General features: G+C 55.5%; 15 protein-coding genes. 9 read left to right on the top strand and 6 right to left on the bottom strand.

Features of this window, described 5'->3' with window-relative positions:
* Window positions 1–24: 24 nt before the first annotated feature.
* The 3 genes from IB213_RS11635 to xseA all read right to left on the bottom strand — a co-directional run bounded on the left by IB213_RS11635 (window position 25) and on the right by xseA (window position 4,709).
* Window positions 25–2,259, bottom strand: coding sequence for an NADP-dependent isocitrate dehydrogenase (locus IB213_RS11635; protein WP_191724328.1), 2,235 nt, complete (start codon window positions 2,257–2,259; stop codon window positions 25–27).
* A gap of 343 nt (window positions 2,260–2,602) precedes the next feature.
* The gene (locus IB213_RS11630) at window positions 2,603–3,187 is read right to left on the bottom strand and encodes a superoxide dismutase (RefSeq protein WP_191724327.1); all 585 of its coding nucleotides are present in this window, start codon (window positions 3,185–3,187) and stop codon (window positions 2,603–2,605) included.
* Window positions 3,188–3,392: 205 nt separating this feature from the next.
* Entirely contained in the window at window positions 3,393–4,709 is a 1,317-nt protein-coding gene (xseA, locus tag IB213_RS11625; RefSeq protein WP_192406621.1) for an exodeoxyribonuclease VII large subunit, read from the bottom strand.
* A gap of 176 nt (window positions 4,710–4,885) precedes the next feature.
* On the opposite strand from xseA, the gene IB213_RS11620 reads away from it, so the two are divergent.
* The 6 genes from IB213_RS11620 to adk all read left to right on the top strand — a co-directional run bounded on the left by IB213_RS11620 (window position 4,886) and on the right by adk (window position 9,030).
* Window positions 4,886–5,518 carry a MotA/TolQ/ExbB proton channel family protein gene (locus IB213_RS11620; RefSeq protein ID WP_191724325.1) on the top strand — a complete coding sequence of 211 codons (633 nt, stop codon included), beginning with the start codon at window positions 4,886–4,888 and terminating at the stop codon, window positions 5,516–5,518.
* A gap of 18 nt (window positions 5,519–5,536) precedes the next feature.
* On the top strand, window positions 5,537–5,965 hold the full coding sequence (locus tag IB213_RS11615; RefSeq protein ID WP_191724424.1) for a biopolymer transporter ExbD: 429 nt from the start codon (window positions 5,537–5,539) through the stop codon (window positions 5,963–5,965).
* Window positions 5,966–5,975: 10 nt separating this feature from the next.
* Window positions 5,976–6,998 carry a tetraacyldisaccharide 4'-kinase gene (gene lpxK / locus IB213_RS11610; protein ID WP_191724324.1) on the top strand — a complete coding sequence of 341 codons (1,023 nt, stop codon included), beginning with the start codon at window positions 5,976–5,978 and terminating at the stop codon, window positions 6,996–6,998.
* Between the two features lie 23 nt (window positions 6,999–7,021).
* Window positions 7,022–7,204, top strand: coding sequence for a Trm112 family protein (locus IB213_RS11605; RefSeq protein WP_191724323.1), 183 nt, complete (start codon window positions 7,022–7,024; stop codon window positions 7,202–7,204).
* Window positions 7,201–7,971 carry a 3-deoxy-manno-octulosonate cytidylyltransferase gene (gene kdsB / locus IB213_RS11600; RefSeq protein ID WP_192406619.1) on the top strand — a complete coding sequence of 257 codons (771 nt, stop codon included), beginning with the start codon at window positions 7,201–7,203 and terminating at the stop codon, window positions 7,969–7,971. Before IB213_RS11605 ends, kdsB begins: the two co-directional genes overlap by 4 nt.
* A 402-nt stretch (window positions 7,972–8,373) precedes the next feature.
* Entirely contained in the window at window positions 8,374–9,030 is a 657-nt protein-coding gene (gene adk, locus IB213_RS11595) for an adenylate kinase (RefSeq protein ID WP_192406617.1), read from the top strand.
* 67 nt (window positions 9,031–9,097) lie between these two features.
* On the opposite strand, the gene IB213_RS11590 is transcribed toward adk, so the two are convergent.
* Window positions 9,098–10,063: an asparaginase gene (locus IB213_RS11590; RefSeq protein ID WP_192406615.1), complete on the bottom strand. Its 966-nt coding sequence runs from the start codon at window positions 10,061–10,063 to the stop codon at window positions 9,098–9,100.
* Window positions 10,064–10,136: 73 nt separating this feature from the next.
* On the opposite strand from IB213_RS11590, the gene lexA reads away from it, so the two are divergent.
* From lexA to IB213_RS11575, 3 genes are all read left to right on the top strand, one after another.
* Window positions 10,137–10,808, top strand: a complete 672-nt coding sequence (gene lexA, locus IB213_RS11585; RefSeq protein WP_191724319.1) for a transcriptional repressor LexA — start codon at window positions 10,137–10,139, stop codon at window positions 10,806–10,808.
* A 103-nt stretch (window positions 10,809–10,911) separates the two neighbouring features.
* On the top strand, window positions 10,912–11,175 hold the full coding sequence (locus IB213_RS11580) for a hypothetical protein (protein WP_192406612.1): 264 nt from the start codon (window positions 10,912–10,914) through the stop codon (window positions 11,173–11,175).
* 174 nt (window positions 11,176–11,349) lie between these two features.
* Entirely contained in the window at window positions 11,350–11,511 is a 162-nt protein-coding gene (locus IB213_RS11575) for a hypothetical protein (protein WP_191724317.1), read from the top strand.
* A 316-nt stretch (window positions 11,512–11,827) separates the two neighbouring features.
* On the opposite strand, the gene IB213_RS11570 is transcribed toward IB213_RS11575, so the two are convergent.
* Complete coding sequence (locus IB213_RS11570) at window positions 11,828–13,396, bottom strand: diguanylate cyclase (protein WP_370551211.1); 1,569 nt, start codon at window positions 13,394–13,396, stop codon at window positions 11,828–11,830.
* A 514-nt stretch (window positions 13,397–13,910) separates the two neighbouring features.
* Window positions 13,911–15,398 (bottom strand): ribonuclease G, encoded by a 1,488-nt coding sequence (gene rng / locus IB213_RS11565; protein WP_192406611.1) that lies wholly within the window; start codon window positions 15,396–15,398, stop codon window positions 13,911–13,913.
* Window positions 15,399–15,409 lie beyond the last annotated feature (11 nt).

The raw sequence follows: 15,409 nt of genomic DNA, 5'->3' as shown, positions 1-15,409 counted from the left end.
ACGGAGTGCTGGCTTTCTTTCGCTTTAAGCCAGCGATGCAATCGCAGCGTTGAACGTTGCGCTGGGGCGCATGACCGTATCCAGCTTGGACAGGTCAGGCTGGTAGTAACCGCCAATGTCCACGGGCTTGCCTTGCACGGCGCCCAGCTCGGCCACGATCTTGGCTTCGTTTTCGGTCAACGTCTTGGCCAAAGGCGCGAACTTGGCAGCCAGGCTTGCGTCTTCCGTTTGCGCTGCCAAAGCTTGCGCCCAGTACAACGACAGATAGAACTGGCTGCCACGGTTGTCGATCTGACCGACCTTGCGCGCTGGTGACTTGTTCTCGTCCAGCAACTTGCCGGTTGCCTGATCCAGCGTCTTGGCCAGCAGCTTGGCTTGGGCGTTGTTGTACTTGATGCCCATGTCTTCCAGCGACACGGCCAGCGCCAGGAATTCACCCAGCGAATCCCAGCGCAGGAAGTTCTCTTCCACCAGTTGCTGAACGTGCTTGGGAGCAGAGCCGCCCGCACCTGTTTCGTACATGCCGCCACCGGCCATCAAAGGCACGATGGACAGCATCTTGGCCGAGGTGCCCAGCTCCATGATCGGGAACAGGTCGGTCAGGTAGTCGCGCAAAATGTTGCCGGTCACCGAGATGGTATCCAGGCCACGGGCGACACGCTCCAGGGTGAAACGCATGGCGCGCACCTGGCTCATGATCTGGATGTCCAGACCTTCCGTGTTGTGGTCCTTCAGGTACGTACGCACCTTCTTGATCAGCTCGGCTTCGTGGGGACGGTAAGCATCCAGCCAGAAAATTGCAGGCATGCCAGAGTTGCGGGCACGTGTGACGGCCAGCTTCACCCAGTCGCGGATAGGCGCGTCCTTGACCTGGCACATGCGCCAGATGTCGCCCTCTTGCACGTTCTGGGTCAACAGCACTTCGCCTGTGGCGATGTCCACAATGTTGGCCACACCGGCTTCAGAGATCTCGAACGTCTTGTCGTGCGAGCCGTACTCTTCGGCTTTTTGCGCCATCAGGCCCACGTTGGGCACTGTGCCCATGGTGCGGGGGTCAAAGTTGCCGTGCCACTTGCAGAAGTTGATCATCTCCTGATAGATACGGGCAAAAGTCGACTCCGGCATCACGGCCTTGCACTCGTAAGGCTTGCCGTCAGCACCCCACATCTGGCCACCCTGGCGAATCATGGCGGGCATGGATGCATCCACAATGATGTCGTTGGGCGAATGGAAGTTGGTGATGCCCTTGGCCGAGTCCACCATGGCCAGCTCGGGGCGGCCAGCGTGACAGGCGTGCAAATCACGAATGATTTCTTCGCGCTGCGAAGTGGGCAGCGTCTCGATCTTTTCGTAGAGCGTCGACATGCCGTTGTTCACGTTCACGCCCAGCTCGTCAAACAGCTTGCCATGCTTGGCAAACGCGTCCTTGTAATAGATCTTCACGCAGTGACCAAACACGATGGGGTGCGAGACCTTCATCATGGTGGCTTTGACGTGCAGCGAGAACAAGATGCCCGCTTCCTTGCAGTCGTCCAGCTCTTTTTCATAGAAGTCGCACAGCGCCTTCTTGCTCATGAACATGGAGTCGATGATTTCGCCGTCTTTCAGCGCTACCTTTTCCTTGAGCACGATGGACTTGCCCGACGCAGTCTCCAGCACCATCTTCACATCACGGGCCTTGTCCAGCGTCATGGACTTTTCACCGTGGTAGAAGTCGCCTTCGTGCATGTGCGAAACGTGGGTGCGCGACCATTGCTTCCACTCACCCATCGAATGGGGGTGCTTCTTGGCGTAATTCTTGACCGCAGCAGGTGCGCGGCGGTCAGAGTTGCCTTCGCGCAGCACGGGGTTCACAGACGAGCCAATGCACTTGGAGTAGCGCGCCAAAATGGCTTTGTCTTCGTCAGTCTTGGGGTCTTCAGGGTAGTCAGGCAGTGCGTAGCCCTTGCCCTGCAGCTCCTTGATGGCGGCCATCAGCTGCGCCACCGATGCGGAGATGTTGGGCAACTTGATGATGTTGGCATCGGGCGTCAAAGTCAGCTTGCCCAGCTCTGCCAAGGTGTTAGGTACACGCTGCGCCTCTGGCAGCACGTCGTTGAATTCGCTCAGGATACGGGCAGCAACGGAGATGTCGCTGGTCTCTACATTCACGCCAGCAGTGGAAGCGAAAGCTTGCACGACGGGCAAAAACGCGCTGGTCGCCAGACGGGGAGCTTCATCCGTCAGGGTGTAGATGATGGTGGATTGCTGTGTTGTCATCTCTTGCTTTTGGCTCAATGGATTGCTGGGATGTGGATAGGCACTTATGACCTGCTCCCGACCGGGTTGCCCGCTGCAGTGCTGCCATCTGGACTGCGCAAAAAGCAGCCACAGATTTCGCATGCGTGAAGCAGACTCCCATGATGCAAAATTCTAACCGTTGATCTGCGCTTTTTACCAACTCTTGTACAAGAGTTATTTAAAAACTCTTCTATAAGACTTGATTGACGCAAGCATTGTTTAGTGTTTGCTTTGTGCAATCTAACAGCGCAGCAAAAGAAAAGCCCGCGGGCTTTCACCAGCGGGCTTGACGGACCTCACGGTCTGCGATGACAGCGAAGTGTCAGGCTGCGTAATTTTCTTCCGCGAACTTCCAGTTGGCCAGATTGTTCAGGAACACTTCCAGGAACTTGGGGCGCGCGTTGCGGTAGTCGATGTAGTACGCGTGTTCCCACACGTCCACCGTGATCAGCGGTGTCTTGCCGTCAACAATGGGGTTGCCAGCAGCGCCGGTGTTCACGATTTCAACGGAACCGTCGGCGTTCTTGACCAGCCATGTCCAGCCCGAACCAAAATTGCCCGCTGCCGACTTGGCGAACTCTTCCTTGAACTTGTCAAAGCTGCCGAACTTGGCGTTGATGGCATCCGCCAGCTTGCCTGTTGGTGCTGCGCCGCCATTGGGGGTCATGCACTTCCAGAAAAAGCTGTGGTTCCAGTGCTGGGCTGCATTGTTATAGATGCCACCGCTGGCCTTCTTAACGATTTCTTCCAGCGACAAGGCCTCGAACTCTGTGCCCTTGATCAGGTTGTTCAGGTTCACCACATACGTGTTGTGGTGCTTGCCGTGGTGGTATTCAAAAGTTTCTTTGCTGTAGTGGGGAGCCAGCGCGTCAATAGCGTAAGGCAACTGGGGCAAGGTATGTTCCATCTTGAATCCTCGTCGTGGTTTAAATAATTAGAAGTCCAGCACAGTGCGCGGTAGCGCCACCTGCAATGCAGCAGGCCTGAGCATGCATTTTGACTTGGCGCAAACAACACGCCTTGTCAGCCATTGTAGGAAGAACCTAAGTGTATTGCAGCTACAAGTTAAGCGTTTTAGCTATTAAAGCGAAAGCACCTGGCTTTGTCAGGCCTTATAGAAGCTTGGGCTGAGTGACTGTCACATCCAAAACGCCATCGGCCAACACCGCTTTCAGAGGCGCGCCGACCGCAGCCTGCTCTACCCGGCTGATGACTTGCCCGCTTTGCGTAGTCAGCACACTGTAGCCACGCTCCAGCACCCGCAGGGGATTGAGCAGCTCCATGCGCTGCTGCATTTGCGCCACCCATTGCCGCTGCGTCTTTAAATGTTGCACCGTTTTTTGAGCAAAACCTGTCTGTAATGCTTGATGCCTGTGCAGGTGTTGCTGCATCTTCATCAGCAGCCCATGGTGTGCACGCTGCTTGAGCTGCGACAAATGCAGACGCTGATGTGCCATTTGCTGGCTGGGCCGCCCCAGACGCACTGCGGTGGCATCCAGACGCTGGGCATTTTTATCAATTTGGCGCAGCACACCAGACTGAATGCGCTGCTCCATCAAGGTCAACCCATCCAGCCAGTTCTGGCGTGGCAGCGCTACCAGCTCTGCAGCCGCAGTGGGCGTAGGAGCGCGCAAGTCGGCGCAAAAGTCGGCAATGGTGAAATCAGTTTCGTGACCAACCCCACAAATCACAGGCACCGGGCTTTGCACGATCGTGCGCGCGACTTGCTCGTCATTAAACGCCCACAGGTCCTCCATGGAGCCTCCGCCACGCACCAGCAAAATCACGTCCACCGGCGGCACACCAGCTTGGCCTTGGCGCTGCGCCAGTGCGTAAAGCTGCGTCAAAGCCTGAACAATGGATGCTGGCGCCTCCCCCCCCTGCACCAAAGACGGTGCAATCAGCACAGGGATATGCGGCACCCGGCGGCGCAAAGCAGTGGCCACATCGTGCAGGGCAGCAGCCCCCAGCGAGGTCACCACCCCAATGCCGCGTGGCATGACAGGCAAAGGGCGCTTGCGGGCTGCATCAAACAGCCCTTGTGCCTCAAGCTGGGCTTTGACGCGCAGAAACTGCTCAAACAAAGCGCCCTGCCCGGCGCGCTGCAGGCTGTCCACAATCAGCTGCAGATCACCGCGCTGCTCATACACACCCAGCTTGCCACGCACTTCCACCAGCTCGCCGTCGCGCGGTGTGAAGTCCATCGCCATGGCGGCGCGGCGAAACATGGCACAACGCAACTGCCCCGCCGCATCTTTGATGCTGAAGTAGCAGTGCCCACTGCCTGCGCGTGAAAAGCCCGTAATTTCACCGCGCACCGTCACGGGGTTAAAGCGCGCCTCCAGGCTGTCGGCAATCGCGCGGCACAGCGCGCCGACGTCCCAGACACGGGGTTGAGCAAGGGCGGATGCGTGATCAAAGAAAGACATGAGGAAAGACTCTCAGGCGGACACAGAAAACAACAGCGCAACCCACAGGCATGCGCTTAAGCTTTGATGCCAGCCAAATGCGCGCAAATCAAGGCTGGCAAGCCAGGCACGGCGCAGACGCTGCGTGATAATGCATGGCTGCAAGCAAACAACACACAAGCACGGGAGAAATAAAGTTGCTGTCGATCATACAGGCCGCTGGCTGGCCCATCTGGCCTCTTATTGCATGTTCCATCTTTGCCTTGGCGCTGATTTTTGAGCGCTTTGTCTCCCTGAAAACCGCACGTGTCGCCCCTGCCAAGTTGCTCGATGAGGCCATCGCCGTCTCTAAAGACCGCCTGCCCTCCAACGACGTGATTCAGCAACTGGCGCAAAACAGTGCGCTGGGCGAAGTGCTGGCCAGTGGCATGCAGCAGCTCAACGCCCACCCCAAAAGCAGTGAACAAGATCTGCGCATGCGCATGGAATCAACGGGCCGGGCCGTCGCTCACCGCCTGGAAAAGTATCTGGGCGCGCTGGCCACCATTGCCTCTGCAGCCCCCTTGCTGGGCTTGCTGGGCACGGTCATTGGCATGATTGAAATTTTTGGCTCGCAGTCCGGATCTGGCGCAATGGGTACAGGCAACCCCGGCCAATTGGCGCACGGCATCTCTATTGCGCTGTACAACACCGCGTTTGGCTTGATCGTGGCGATCCCTGCGTTGATCTTCTGGAAGTACTTCCGCGCACGGGTCGATGCCTACCTGCTGCAGCTGGAGCTGGCCAGCGAGCAGTTTGTGCGCCACCTCAATCATCTGCGTACAAAGTAAGCGAAGCGCACCATGGCCATGAATTTTCGCCCCCGCCGCACGGAAGAACCAGAGATCAATTTGATTCCGTTCATTGACGTGCTGCTGGTGGTGCTTATCTTCCTGATGCTGAGCACCACCTACAGCAAGTTCACCGAGCTGCAGCTTACGCTGCCCACGGCTGACACCGAGAAGATGCGCGATCGTCCCAAGGAAGTCGTCATCTCGATTGCTGCCGATGGCCGCTACGCCATTGACAAAAATGCGCTGGAAGACCGCTCCGTAGATGCCATCGCCAGCGCTTTGGCTGGTGCAGCCCCCGCAGGTGGCGATAGCATTGTCATCATCAGCGCCGACGCAGCCGCGCCCCACCAGTCCGTGGTTTCTGCCATGGAAGCCGCCCGGCGTGCGGGGTTAACGCAAATCACCTTTGCCACGCAATCCGCCGCAGCGGCTGGCAAAAAATAAGGCGCACAGCATGCGCACCCCAGCCCATCAGGGCACAGGCTCAGACAGGCTTCGCACGATCTGGCGCAGCCGCAGCCTGGCGGCATGGGCTTTGTTGCCCGCTGCGGCCTTGTACGGCGCGCTCTCTGGCATGCAGCGCAAACTGTATCAATGGGGTTTGAAAAAGGCACAGCATCCAGGCGTGCCTGTCATCGTCATTGGCAACGTGATTGCAGGCGGCGCCGGCAAAACGCCCGTCACTCTGGCCACCGTGGCACACCTGCAGGCACGGGGCCTTACGCCCGGCATCATCTCGCGCGGCTACGGCCGCAGCACCGATGACTGCCGTGAGGCCACGGCCCAATCTGCGCCGCAAGACGTGGGCGACGAACCCCTGCTGATGGCCCGCACCAGTGGCGTGCCCGTGTTTGTGGCTCGCCAGCGCATCGCCGCCGCCCGTGCCTTGCTGGCGGCTTACCCGGCAACTAACGTCCTCGTATGCGACGATGGCCTGCAGCACCATGCCTTGGCACGCGATGTACAGGTGTGTGTATTCAACAGCGAAGGCATTGGCAACGGCTGGCTGCTGCCTGCCGGTCCTTTGCGCGAGCCCTGGCCGCGCCCAGTAACCGCTGTACTGCATTCAGCGCCGCAACCGCCGCAGGGCACGCCTGCAAGCACCCCCAGTTTTCTGCTGCAGCGCCAGCTGGCACCCTTTGCTGTACGCAGCGATGGCACCCGCGTGGCACTGTCTGACTTGCAAGATCAAGCGCTGCACGCCTTGGCCGCCATTGCCCGGCCTGAAGAGTTTTTTGCCATGCTGCGCGCCCAGTCTCTGAACGTGGTCAGCACCGAAGGCTTACCCGATCACTACAATTTTGAAAGCTGGCAACGCCCAACGGATGAGCATTTGCTCGTTGTGTGCACTGAAAAAGACGCTGCCAAAATCTGGCAAACCATGCCGCAGGCACTGGCTGTGCCCCTGCATTTGCAAGTGGATCAAGGCTATTTTGATCTGCTGGATGCCCAGCCGTGCCTATCATCACCCCATTAAAGAACACCCACCGGTACACCGCTATGGATCCCAAACTGCTTGAACTTCTGGTCTGCCCCGTCACAAAAGGCCCACTTCGCTTTGACAAGGAGCGCCAAGAATTGATCTCGCAAAGCGCGCGCCTTGCCTATCCCGTGCGTGATGGCATGCCCATCTTGCTGGAAAACGAAGCCCGCACTCTGGACGACAGCGAACTGCAAGCGTGAGCACCGTGAGCTTCACTGTTCTGATTCCAGCGCGTCTGGCCTCCAGCCGTCTGCCCAACAAGCCACTTGCCGATATTGCAGGCGTGCCCATGGTGGTGCGCGTAGCCCTGCAGGCGCGCAAAAGCGCTGCAACCCGCGTGGTCGTTGCAGCCGACAGCCCATCCATCGTGCAAGCCTGCCTGGCCCATGGCATTGACGCCATCCTCACGCGCGGCGACCACCCCAGCGGCAGCGATCGTCTGGCCGAGGCCTGCACACAACTGGGCCTCGATAGCGACGACATGGTGGTCAACGTGCAAGGCGACGAGCCGCTGATTGACCCGGCCCTGATTGACGCAGTCGCACAGGTGCTGGCCGCAGCGCCCACCGCCAGCATGGGCACCGCTGCCCACCCCATTGCCAGCCTTGAAGATTACGTGAACCCCAACGTCGTCAAAGTTGTCTGCAATGCACAAGGCTTGGCCCACTACTTCAGCCGAGCCCCCATTCCATTGCACCGCGACCAAGCCAGCGCGCAATGGTGGGATGAAAACAGCACTTTCACCCCCTTGCGCCACGTTGGCATATACGCATACCGTGCAGGGTTTTTGCGCGGCTTTCCGCAGCTCCAGCCCGCGCCCACCGAGGCCGTTGAGTCGCTGGAACAGCTGCGAGCCCTGTGGCACGGCTACTCGATTGCGGTGCACATCACACACAGCGCCCCGGGCGCTGGCGTGGATACACCCGAAGACCTTGAGCGTGTTCGCGCGTTGTTGCAGCACGCCTGATCCTTCATATTTCTGAAATTTCTGAAATATGAAGGAAAAATAAGAGCAGTTAGCGCTGGTTGCATCATGTTTTGCGATTCCTTTGATACGTAAAACAAAGTCAGGCCAGCGTTAACTGCTCATTTTTTATACAACAACCCGTCTAGTCTTCTACAAGACATGCAGACAACCCATGGCATTCATTCCTGCCGTGCATAGTTGACAAACACCGCTACACACCGCTGTCAAGCACGAAAAACAGCTGTTCAGAAACTGCATCTACGGGAATATCTCTGCGTTTTGTAAGTCAAAAACAAGGGCGTGCGTGCTATCCTTGAACGAATATCGAGCGGTTGCTGCCTGCTTTTCTTGTTCAAGAAAAGCCCCCGCTCCACCAAGAATTTCTACATTTCGAGGATCTCCATGAAACTGATTTTGTTGGGCGCACCCGGCGCCGGCAAAGGCACGCAAGCCGCCTTCATCTGCCAGAAGTTCGGCATCCCCCAAATCTCTACTGGCGACATGCTGCGTGCCGCAGTCAAGGCTGGCACACCGCTGGGCCAGCAAGCCAAGGCAGTCATGGATGCGGGTCAGCTGGTCAGCGATGATCTGATCATCAACCTGGTCAAAGAACGCATCGCCCAGGCAGATTGCGCCAATGGCTTCCTGTTTGACGGCTTCCCCCGCACCATCCCCCAGGCTGATGCCATGAAGGCAGCCGGTGTGCATCTGGACTATGTGCTGGAGATCGACGTGCCTTTCGATGCCATCATCGAACGCATGAGCGGCCGCCGTTCACACCCAGCATCGGGTCGCACTTACCACATCAAGTTCAATGCCCCTCAGACAGAAGGCAAGGATGACGTGACCGGCGAGGACTTGGTGCAACGTGAAGACGACAAAGAAGAAACCGTGAAAAAACGCCTGGACGTGTACAGCAGCCAGACTCGTCCATTGGTTGATTACTACCAGGCATGGGCCAAGGAAGACCCGGCACACGCACCCAAGTACCGCGCAATCAGCGGCATGGGCTCCGTAGAAGAAATCACTGCACGCGCCTTTGAAGCACTGAGCGCTTAATTGCTGCCATTGCCCACAAAAAAGCTGCCCTTGTGGCAGCTTTTTTTATGCCTGCATCGCCTTTGCACTACCCCTGTACCTGTATCTGCAGCAGTGTCAGCATCAAACTGATACGCGCCTTCACTGGGCTCAGTGGCGTCACACCGGGATCGCACTCGCCATCGGCCAGCACGATCTGCCCCTGCTCGCAACGTGTACTGCGCCAAACCCGCACACCTTGGCTCACCGCCCTGCGAAGGGCTTGCTGCAAGGCTTCATGGATAGAGCCATTGCCCGTGCCAGCCACCACCAGCCCCTTGACGCCCCCCGCCACCAATGCGTCAACTGCCTCAGCGCGTGCACAGGCAGTGCTGGTGACAATCTCCACCCAGGGCCACTGCGCAGCATCCCTGCTCCAGGCGCGCGCAGGCACTGCAGAGCTTTCACCACCAAGCTGAGCTTCAGTCGTCCCCCAGCGCACACGCCCTTCTTCCACCCAGCCTGCAGGCCCTGCCGCACCAGAGGAAAAAGCATTCAACCTATACGGATGCACTTTGCGCACAGATTGCGCAGCATGCACTTCGCCCGCAGCAGCCACCCAGACACCCGGCAAACCATGGGCGGCACAAACCAGCGCATCACGCAAATTGGCAGGGCCATCTGCTGACAGCGCCGTTGCCGGGCGCATCGCACACGTAAGCACCACAGGTTTGGAGCACTGCAACACGCACTGCAAGAACCAGGCGGTCTCTTCCAGCGTGTCTGTGCCATGGGTAATGACCACGCCTGCCACGTCTTCCTGCTCCAGCCAGCTGGCGCAAGCTGTGGCCAGCTGCTGCCAGGTGCAGATATCCATGTCTTTGCTATCGAGTTGCGCGATTTGCGCCACTTCAAATGCGAAGTGTCCTTGCAGGCACCCTTGTGCAATGGGCTGTAGCAGCTGTGCAACACCAATCTGAGCAGCCTTATAGCCAACGCTGCCCCCATCGGCATGACCCAGCCCTGCAATGGTTCCCCCTGTACCCAAGATCACAATTTTTCTTCTCGTAGACACTTGCAGCCTTCCCAAAACTGGTTAAAAATACAGGTACTGGATAAACAAACAGTTATCCCAAGCAAGGACAGGCATGGAGCACACCACACTCACCCCCAGACAGCAGCAAATTCTGGACCTTATCCAAGATGCTATTTCAAGCACAGGCGCACCGCCTACCCGTGCAGAAATTGCACGCACCTTGGGATTTAAATCCGCCAACGCTGCCGAAGAACACCTGAAAGCACTAGCACGCAAGGGCGTTCTAGAACTGGTCAGCGGCACTTCACGCGGCATACGCCTGGTCAGCGACGCTGTGCGCCACATCAATGCTGCACGTGGCACACACTTTGACTTGCCCATGGCCGCGATGCAACCGTTGCTGCTGCCACTGGTGGGCCGCGTGGCAGCCGGATCGCCCATTTTGGCGCAAGAGCACATCGACCAGAGCTTTGCCGTTGAAAGCAGCATGTTTGCCACCAAGCCAGATTACCTCTTGCGCGTACGCGGCATGTCCATGCGCGATGCTGGCATCTTGGATGGAGATTTGCTGGCAGTCCAGTCAACACGTGAAGCACGCAACGGCCAAATCGTGGTGGCCCGTCTGGGTGATGAAGTAACCGTCAAACGCCTGCGCAAGTCAAGCACCGGCATCGAGCTGCTGCCAGAAAACCCAGACTACCCGGTCATCCAGGTAGATGACAACGAAAGTTTTGCGATTGAAGGCCTGGCTGTCGGCTTGATTCGCAACGCCTTCCAGCTCTAACCCGCTCTACCCATTTCATCCTTGCGAATGCGGCGTTGTGTGCCGCAGGGATTACTGCAGCCTGTTTTTGCCTCCCTTCACCCACCCACCAGAGGAAATCGCCATGCAATTTTTTTACTGCGAGCTACCTTTGCCCCGTATCAGCCCAGCCGGCCACAAGGCGTCCAACCAGGCACGCTTCATTGATCTGCCAGCGCACATGGTTGATCGCCAGGTGTGCACAGGCAATGTGCGCTTAATGCGCCGCATGAAAGATGCCGACAATTCCCGCTTTGTATTGTCTGGAAAACTGGGCGATGTCTGCGCAGCCCTGGATGAGCTCGCCGCTCAAGAGCAGAACAACATTTGGCGCGTTGCAGCACAGTAATGGTCTGCTAGCTCGAGCCACAAAGTGAATGTTTTTGAACAGCCACAGAGGGATCGAAAAATCCTGACATGCACCATGGCAAACAAGGCTGATCCAGAGGCATCAAATTGCTGCACGATGCCATCCATGGGTCATCAAGATTCACAAGACCACATTGCACCGGCAGGAGGATTCATGAGCACAACGCCCAACTCCACATCGCGCCAACCCGTTTTACCCAGTAGCGGAGGGCTGATGGGCCGCAGCTTTACTTACCGCACTGCAGAGCAAACCGATGTGCGCTTAACCTGGGAACGTGCCAAGGCCAATCTTCCACGTGCAAAACCGCAAGCCTGACGTGACACGTTCACTGCCCATGCACCCGCTGCATATGCCCAGCATGAAGATGGCACGGACCATGCACGCTAGCAGCAAAAGCCTGGAATACCCCTGCTGCAGCCCAAAACTAGAAGCCTAAGGAGGCGCACATCCTCCGTGCATATGTGACGCGCTTCGCTCCTGTGCATCCATCTGCATTTGGTTATCGCTAGGCCAACGACTTTTCGCAGCTTCTATCCTGCGACATCCATAGCCGCTCTGGATTGCTTTTGTAATATAAAAATATTTTTCAGGCGTTCAATTCATATTGAACAAATGAATACGCCCACCTAGATCAAACATCAAAAACTTCTACGCGATTACGGCCATTGTGCTTTGCCTTATAAAGCATTTCGTCTCCATACTTCAAGACAGAGATAACATCTACCGAATCATCCGGGTAACTAGAGATCCCCAGAGAAATGGTGATTTTTCCGACCATTGGCATTTCGGCCTGTTCCACATTCACTCTCAGTCTTTCAGCAATTTTTGTAGCATCTTCTTTTCTTGTATTAGGCAAAAGTATTAAAAATTCTTCACCACCAATACGACAAGGCACATCGTTCAGACGACAAACATTCGCAAGAATATTGGCTAAATTCTTGATTACTTTGTCACCAACGTCATGGCCATATGTATCGTTGATTTTTTTGAAGTAATCGATATCAATTGTGATAATTGAGAATTTGATTTCAAGATTTTTAAACTCTTGAATTGTCGCATCCAGGTTTCTTCTATTACCAAGTCCCGTGAGCGGATCTTTGTGAAGATCTTCCCGAAGTTTTTTAATATTATTGTGAAGCAAACCAACACCCAAAAGCATGGCCTTTTTTAGTTCTTGAGACTCAAAATACCAGGACCTGACGCTTTGTATATTTTTCTCAGTCTCATCTTCATTCATCTTGTGTGCACTGTCAGCCAGCATTTTCAGTGGCGTTGATATTTTTTTAGCAGACCACAAAATAAAAATAAAACACAAAATCACTGCAGGCAAGGTTTTGTAAATGACTTGCTGCATCAATGTTTCCAGAGGCACCAGTGCTGCGCTCATGGGCCGTTGCGCAATGATGCCCCATTCAGCTTTTTTTGAGACTGCAAAACCTGCAATCATTTCAATGCCCTCGCTGTTCAAGACCACCGACTCACCCTCTTGCCCTTGAACAACTCTATTTATTACCGCATTATTCTCAACTACGCTGCCCAATCTCGCTTGATTGGGATGGTATAGCAGCCTTTTATTCTTGTCGACAACATAAATATAAGAACCATCTTTATGATAATGCTCACCCAACAACCTATGCAGAGCGCTTGCTTGTTTCAAATAAATTGTCCCAGCTATAAACCCCTGATAATCTCCTTTTGAAGAAAAAATAGGGTGAGATATAAATACAAGCAAATTACCTACGGTAGAGATATAAGGATCACTTATAACAGGTGCCTTTTTAGCAATCGACTCTAAAACGCCTTGCGTACTCAGCTTCAGCCCTGTGATTTGCAATGCCTCCGGTGAGGTTGCCAAAACTTCAGTACTCACATCAACGATTAACACAGAGTTGAATGTATCGGTCTGCAATCTGACTCGGTCTACTTCAGCTTCTAAAATATTTTTCTTGTCTAAATTTTCAGCAAGCACAGCCGCCGAAAACATTAGTTGCTGTTGTGCCGAATTTAAGAAATCATCCGTTGTTTTTGCCAGCTTGTCTGCATATACATAATTATTACCAAGCGATGCCTTCACCAGTTGCTGGCGCTGAACGCTGTGGGCCGCATAGAATGCACTGACAACAACAATGAGCCCAGTCAGAATGGAAAGCATCAAAATCAGCTTTCTCAAATCTACAGAAATTCTATTTTTATTTCGCACAGCAACTCAAAATCTTTAATGTAAACATGCAAGACCAGCCATCAATATCATGAATATTACATTCACCAAGTGCATGCAGCCATCTCGGTTCACGCTGAACTGTGCTGCTTATTCAAGTCGGCAGCACAGTTTAATCACGTGACGTTTGCTGGATCAATCTGACATCAGCCAGGGGGCACGGTTGCTGCACCGACTGCAGCAATCCGTCCTCCTTTGCCAGCCAGACCTTCGAGTACAGACTTAGCAGGCTGTGCGCACTTTGCGCTGTGTGCATTCAATACGTTCAGACATGCTGGCAGAGCAGCAGCACACCACTGCAGTGGACGATTTCTGATCCAAACCAACTGCTCAAAGCACGACTTTTATGCAGCCTCATCGTGCAAAATTGCGGATAGCGGCATGGAATGAGCCGTGCCTAGGCAGCGTTAGCCATAGCAGCCATCAGCCTTAAAGCATGGAAGTTAGAGCCACAGCGCCAGCACAGCAAGCTGATGCACCAGCCTGCATTGCCGCGCTACAGCAACACAATGTCGTACTGCTCTTGCACCAGGCCGCCCTCGGCCTTCAGTGAGATAGGCTTGCCAATGAAGTCGCTCAGGCCTGCCAAGTGCTGACTTTCTTCGTCCAGCAGCAGGTCAATCACGTCGGGGTTGGCTACTACGCGAAATTCTTTGGGGTTGAACTGGCGAGCCTCACGCAAAATTTCGCGCAATATTTCATAGGCCACGCTGCGCACGGTTTTCACGCTGCCCTTGCCTTGGCATGCTGGACATGGCTCACACAGCATGTGGGCGAGCGATTCGCGCGTGCGCTTGCGCGTCATCTCCACCAGCCCCAGTTGCGAAAAAGTGCCGGACATGGTTTTGACACGGTCACGCACGAGTTGTTTGCGCAACTCGGCCAGCACCTGCTCGCGGTGTTCTTCGTGTGCCATATCGATAAAGTCGGCAATGATGATGCCGCCCAGGTTGCGCAAGCGCAGCTGGCGTGCAATGGCCTGCGCGGCTTCCAGATTGGTTTTGAAGATGGTGTCATCAAAATTGCGAGCCCCTACGTAGCCGCCAGTGTTGACGTCAACGGTGGTCAGTGCCTCGGTCTGGTCAATGATGAGATAGCCGCCAGATTTGAGATCCACCCGCCGGCCCAGTGCCTTGGCAATTTCTTCGTCAATGGAATACAGATCAAAAATGGGTCGCTCACCCCTGTACAGCTGCAGCTTGGGCACTGCACTGGGCATGAACTCTTTGCCAAAGGCCACCAACTTGTCGAACTGTTCCTTGGAGTCAATGCGAATGCTTTGCGTGGCCTCGCCCACCAGATCACGCAGAACGCGTTGCAGCAGATTCAAGTCTTGGTGCAATACAGACATGGGCGGCAAGCTGGTGGCAGCAGATTTGACGCGCGCCCAGGTTTTGCGCAGGTAGGCAATATCTTCGGCCAGCTCTTCGTCAGACGCGTCTTCACCGTTGGTGCGCAAAATGAATCCGCCGCCACCTCCGTTTTCTTTCAGTCCCACCAGTTTCTGCAGGCGCTCACGCAAGGCATCGCGCTCTTGGGGGGTGATTTTTTGCGAAACACCAATGTGTTCGTCTTGCGGCAAATGCACCAGCAATCGCCCTGCAATGCTGATTTGCGTGGACAGCCGCGCACCCTTGGTACCAATTGGATCTTTGATGACCTGCACCACGATGGACTGGCCTTCAAACACCTGGTGTTCGATGGGTTTGGGCGGCTCGTTCTTGCGCGCAATCATCGGTGCATCGCCACTTTCATGGCGGTGCCATACGTCAGCCACGTGCAAAAAAGCAGCACGCTCCAGCCCGATATCAATAAAGGCAGACTGCATGCCCGGCAGCACGCGCGAGACCTTGCCCAGATAGATATTGCCCACCAAACCCCGCTCCAGCGTGCGTTCGGTATGTAGTTCTTGCACTGCACCCAGTTCCACCACCGCCACACGTGTTTCTTGTGGCGACCAATTGATCAAAATATCTTGCTGCATGTGTACCTGTT

It is taken from the genome of Comamonas sp. CMM02 (genome assembly GCF_014851485.1).
Lineage (GTDB): Bacteria > Pseudomonadota > Gammaproteobacteria > Burkholderiales > Burkholderiaceae_C > Comamonas > Comamonas avium.
Note: the sequence above shows the minus strand (reverse complement) of the source record. Positions and strands in the feature narration are given on the sequence as shown.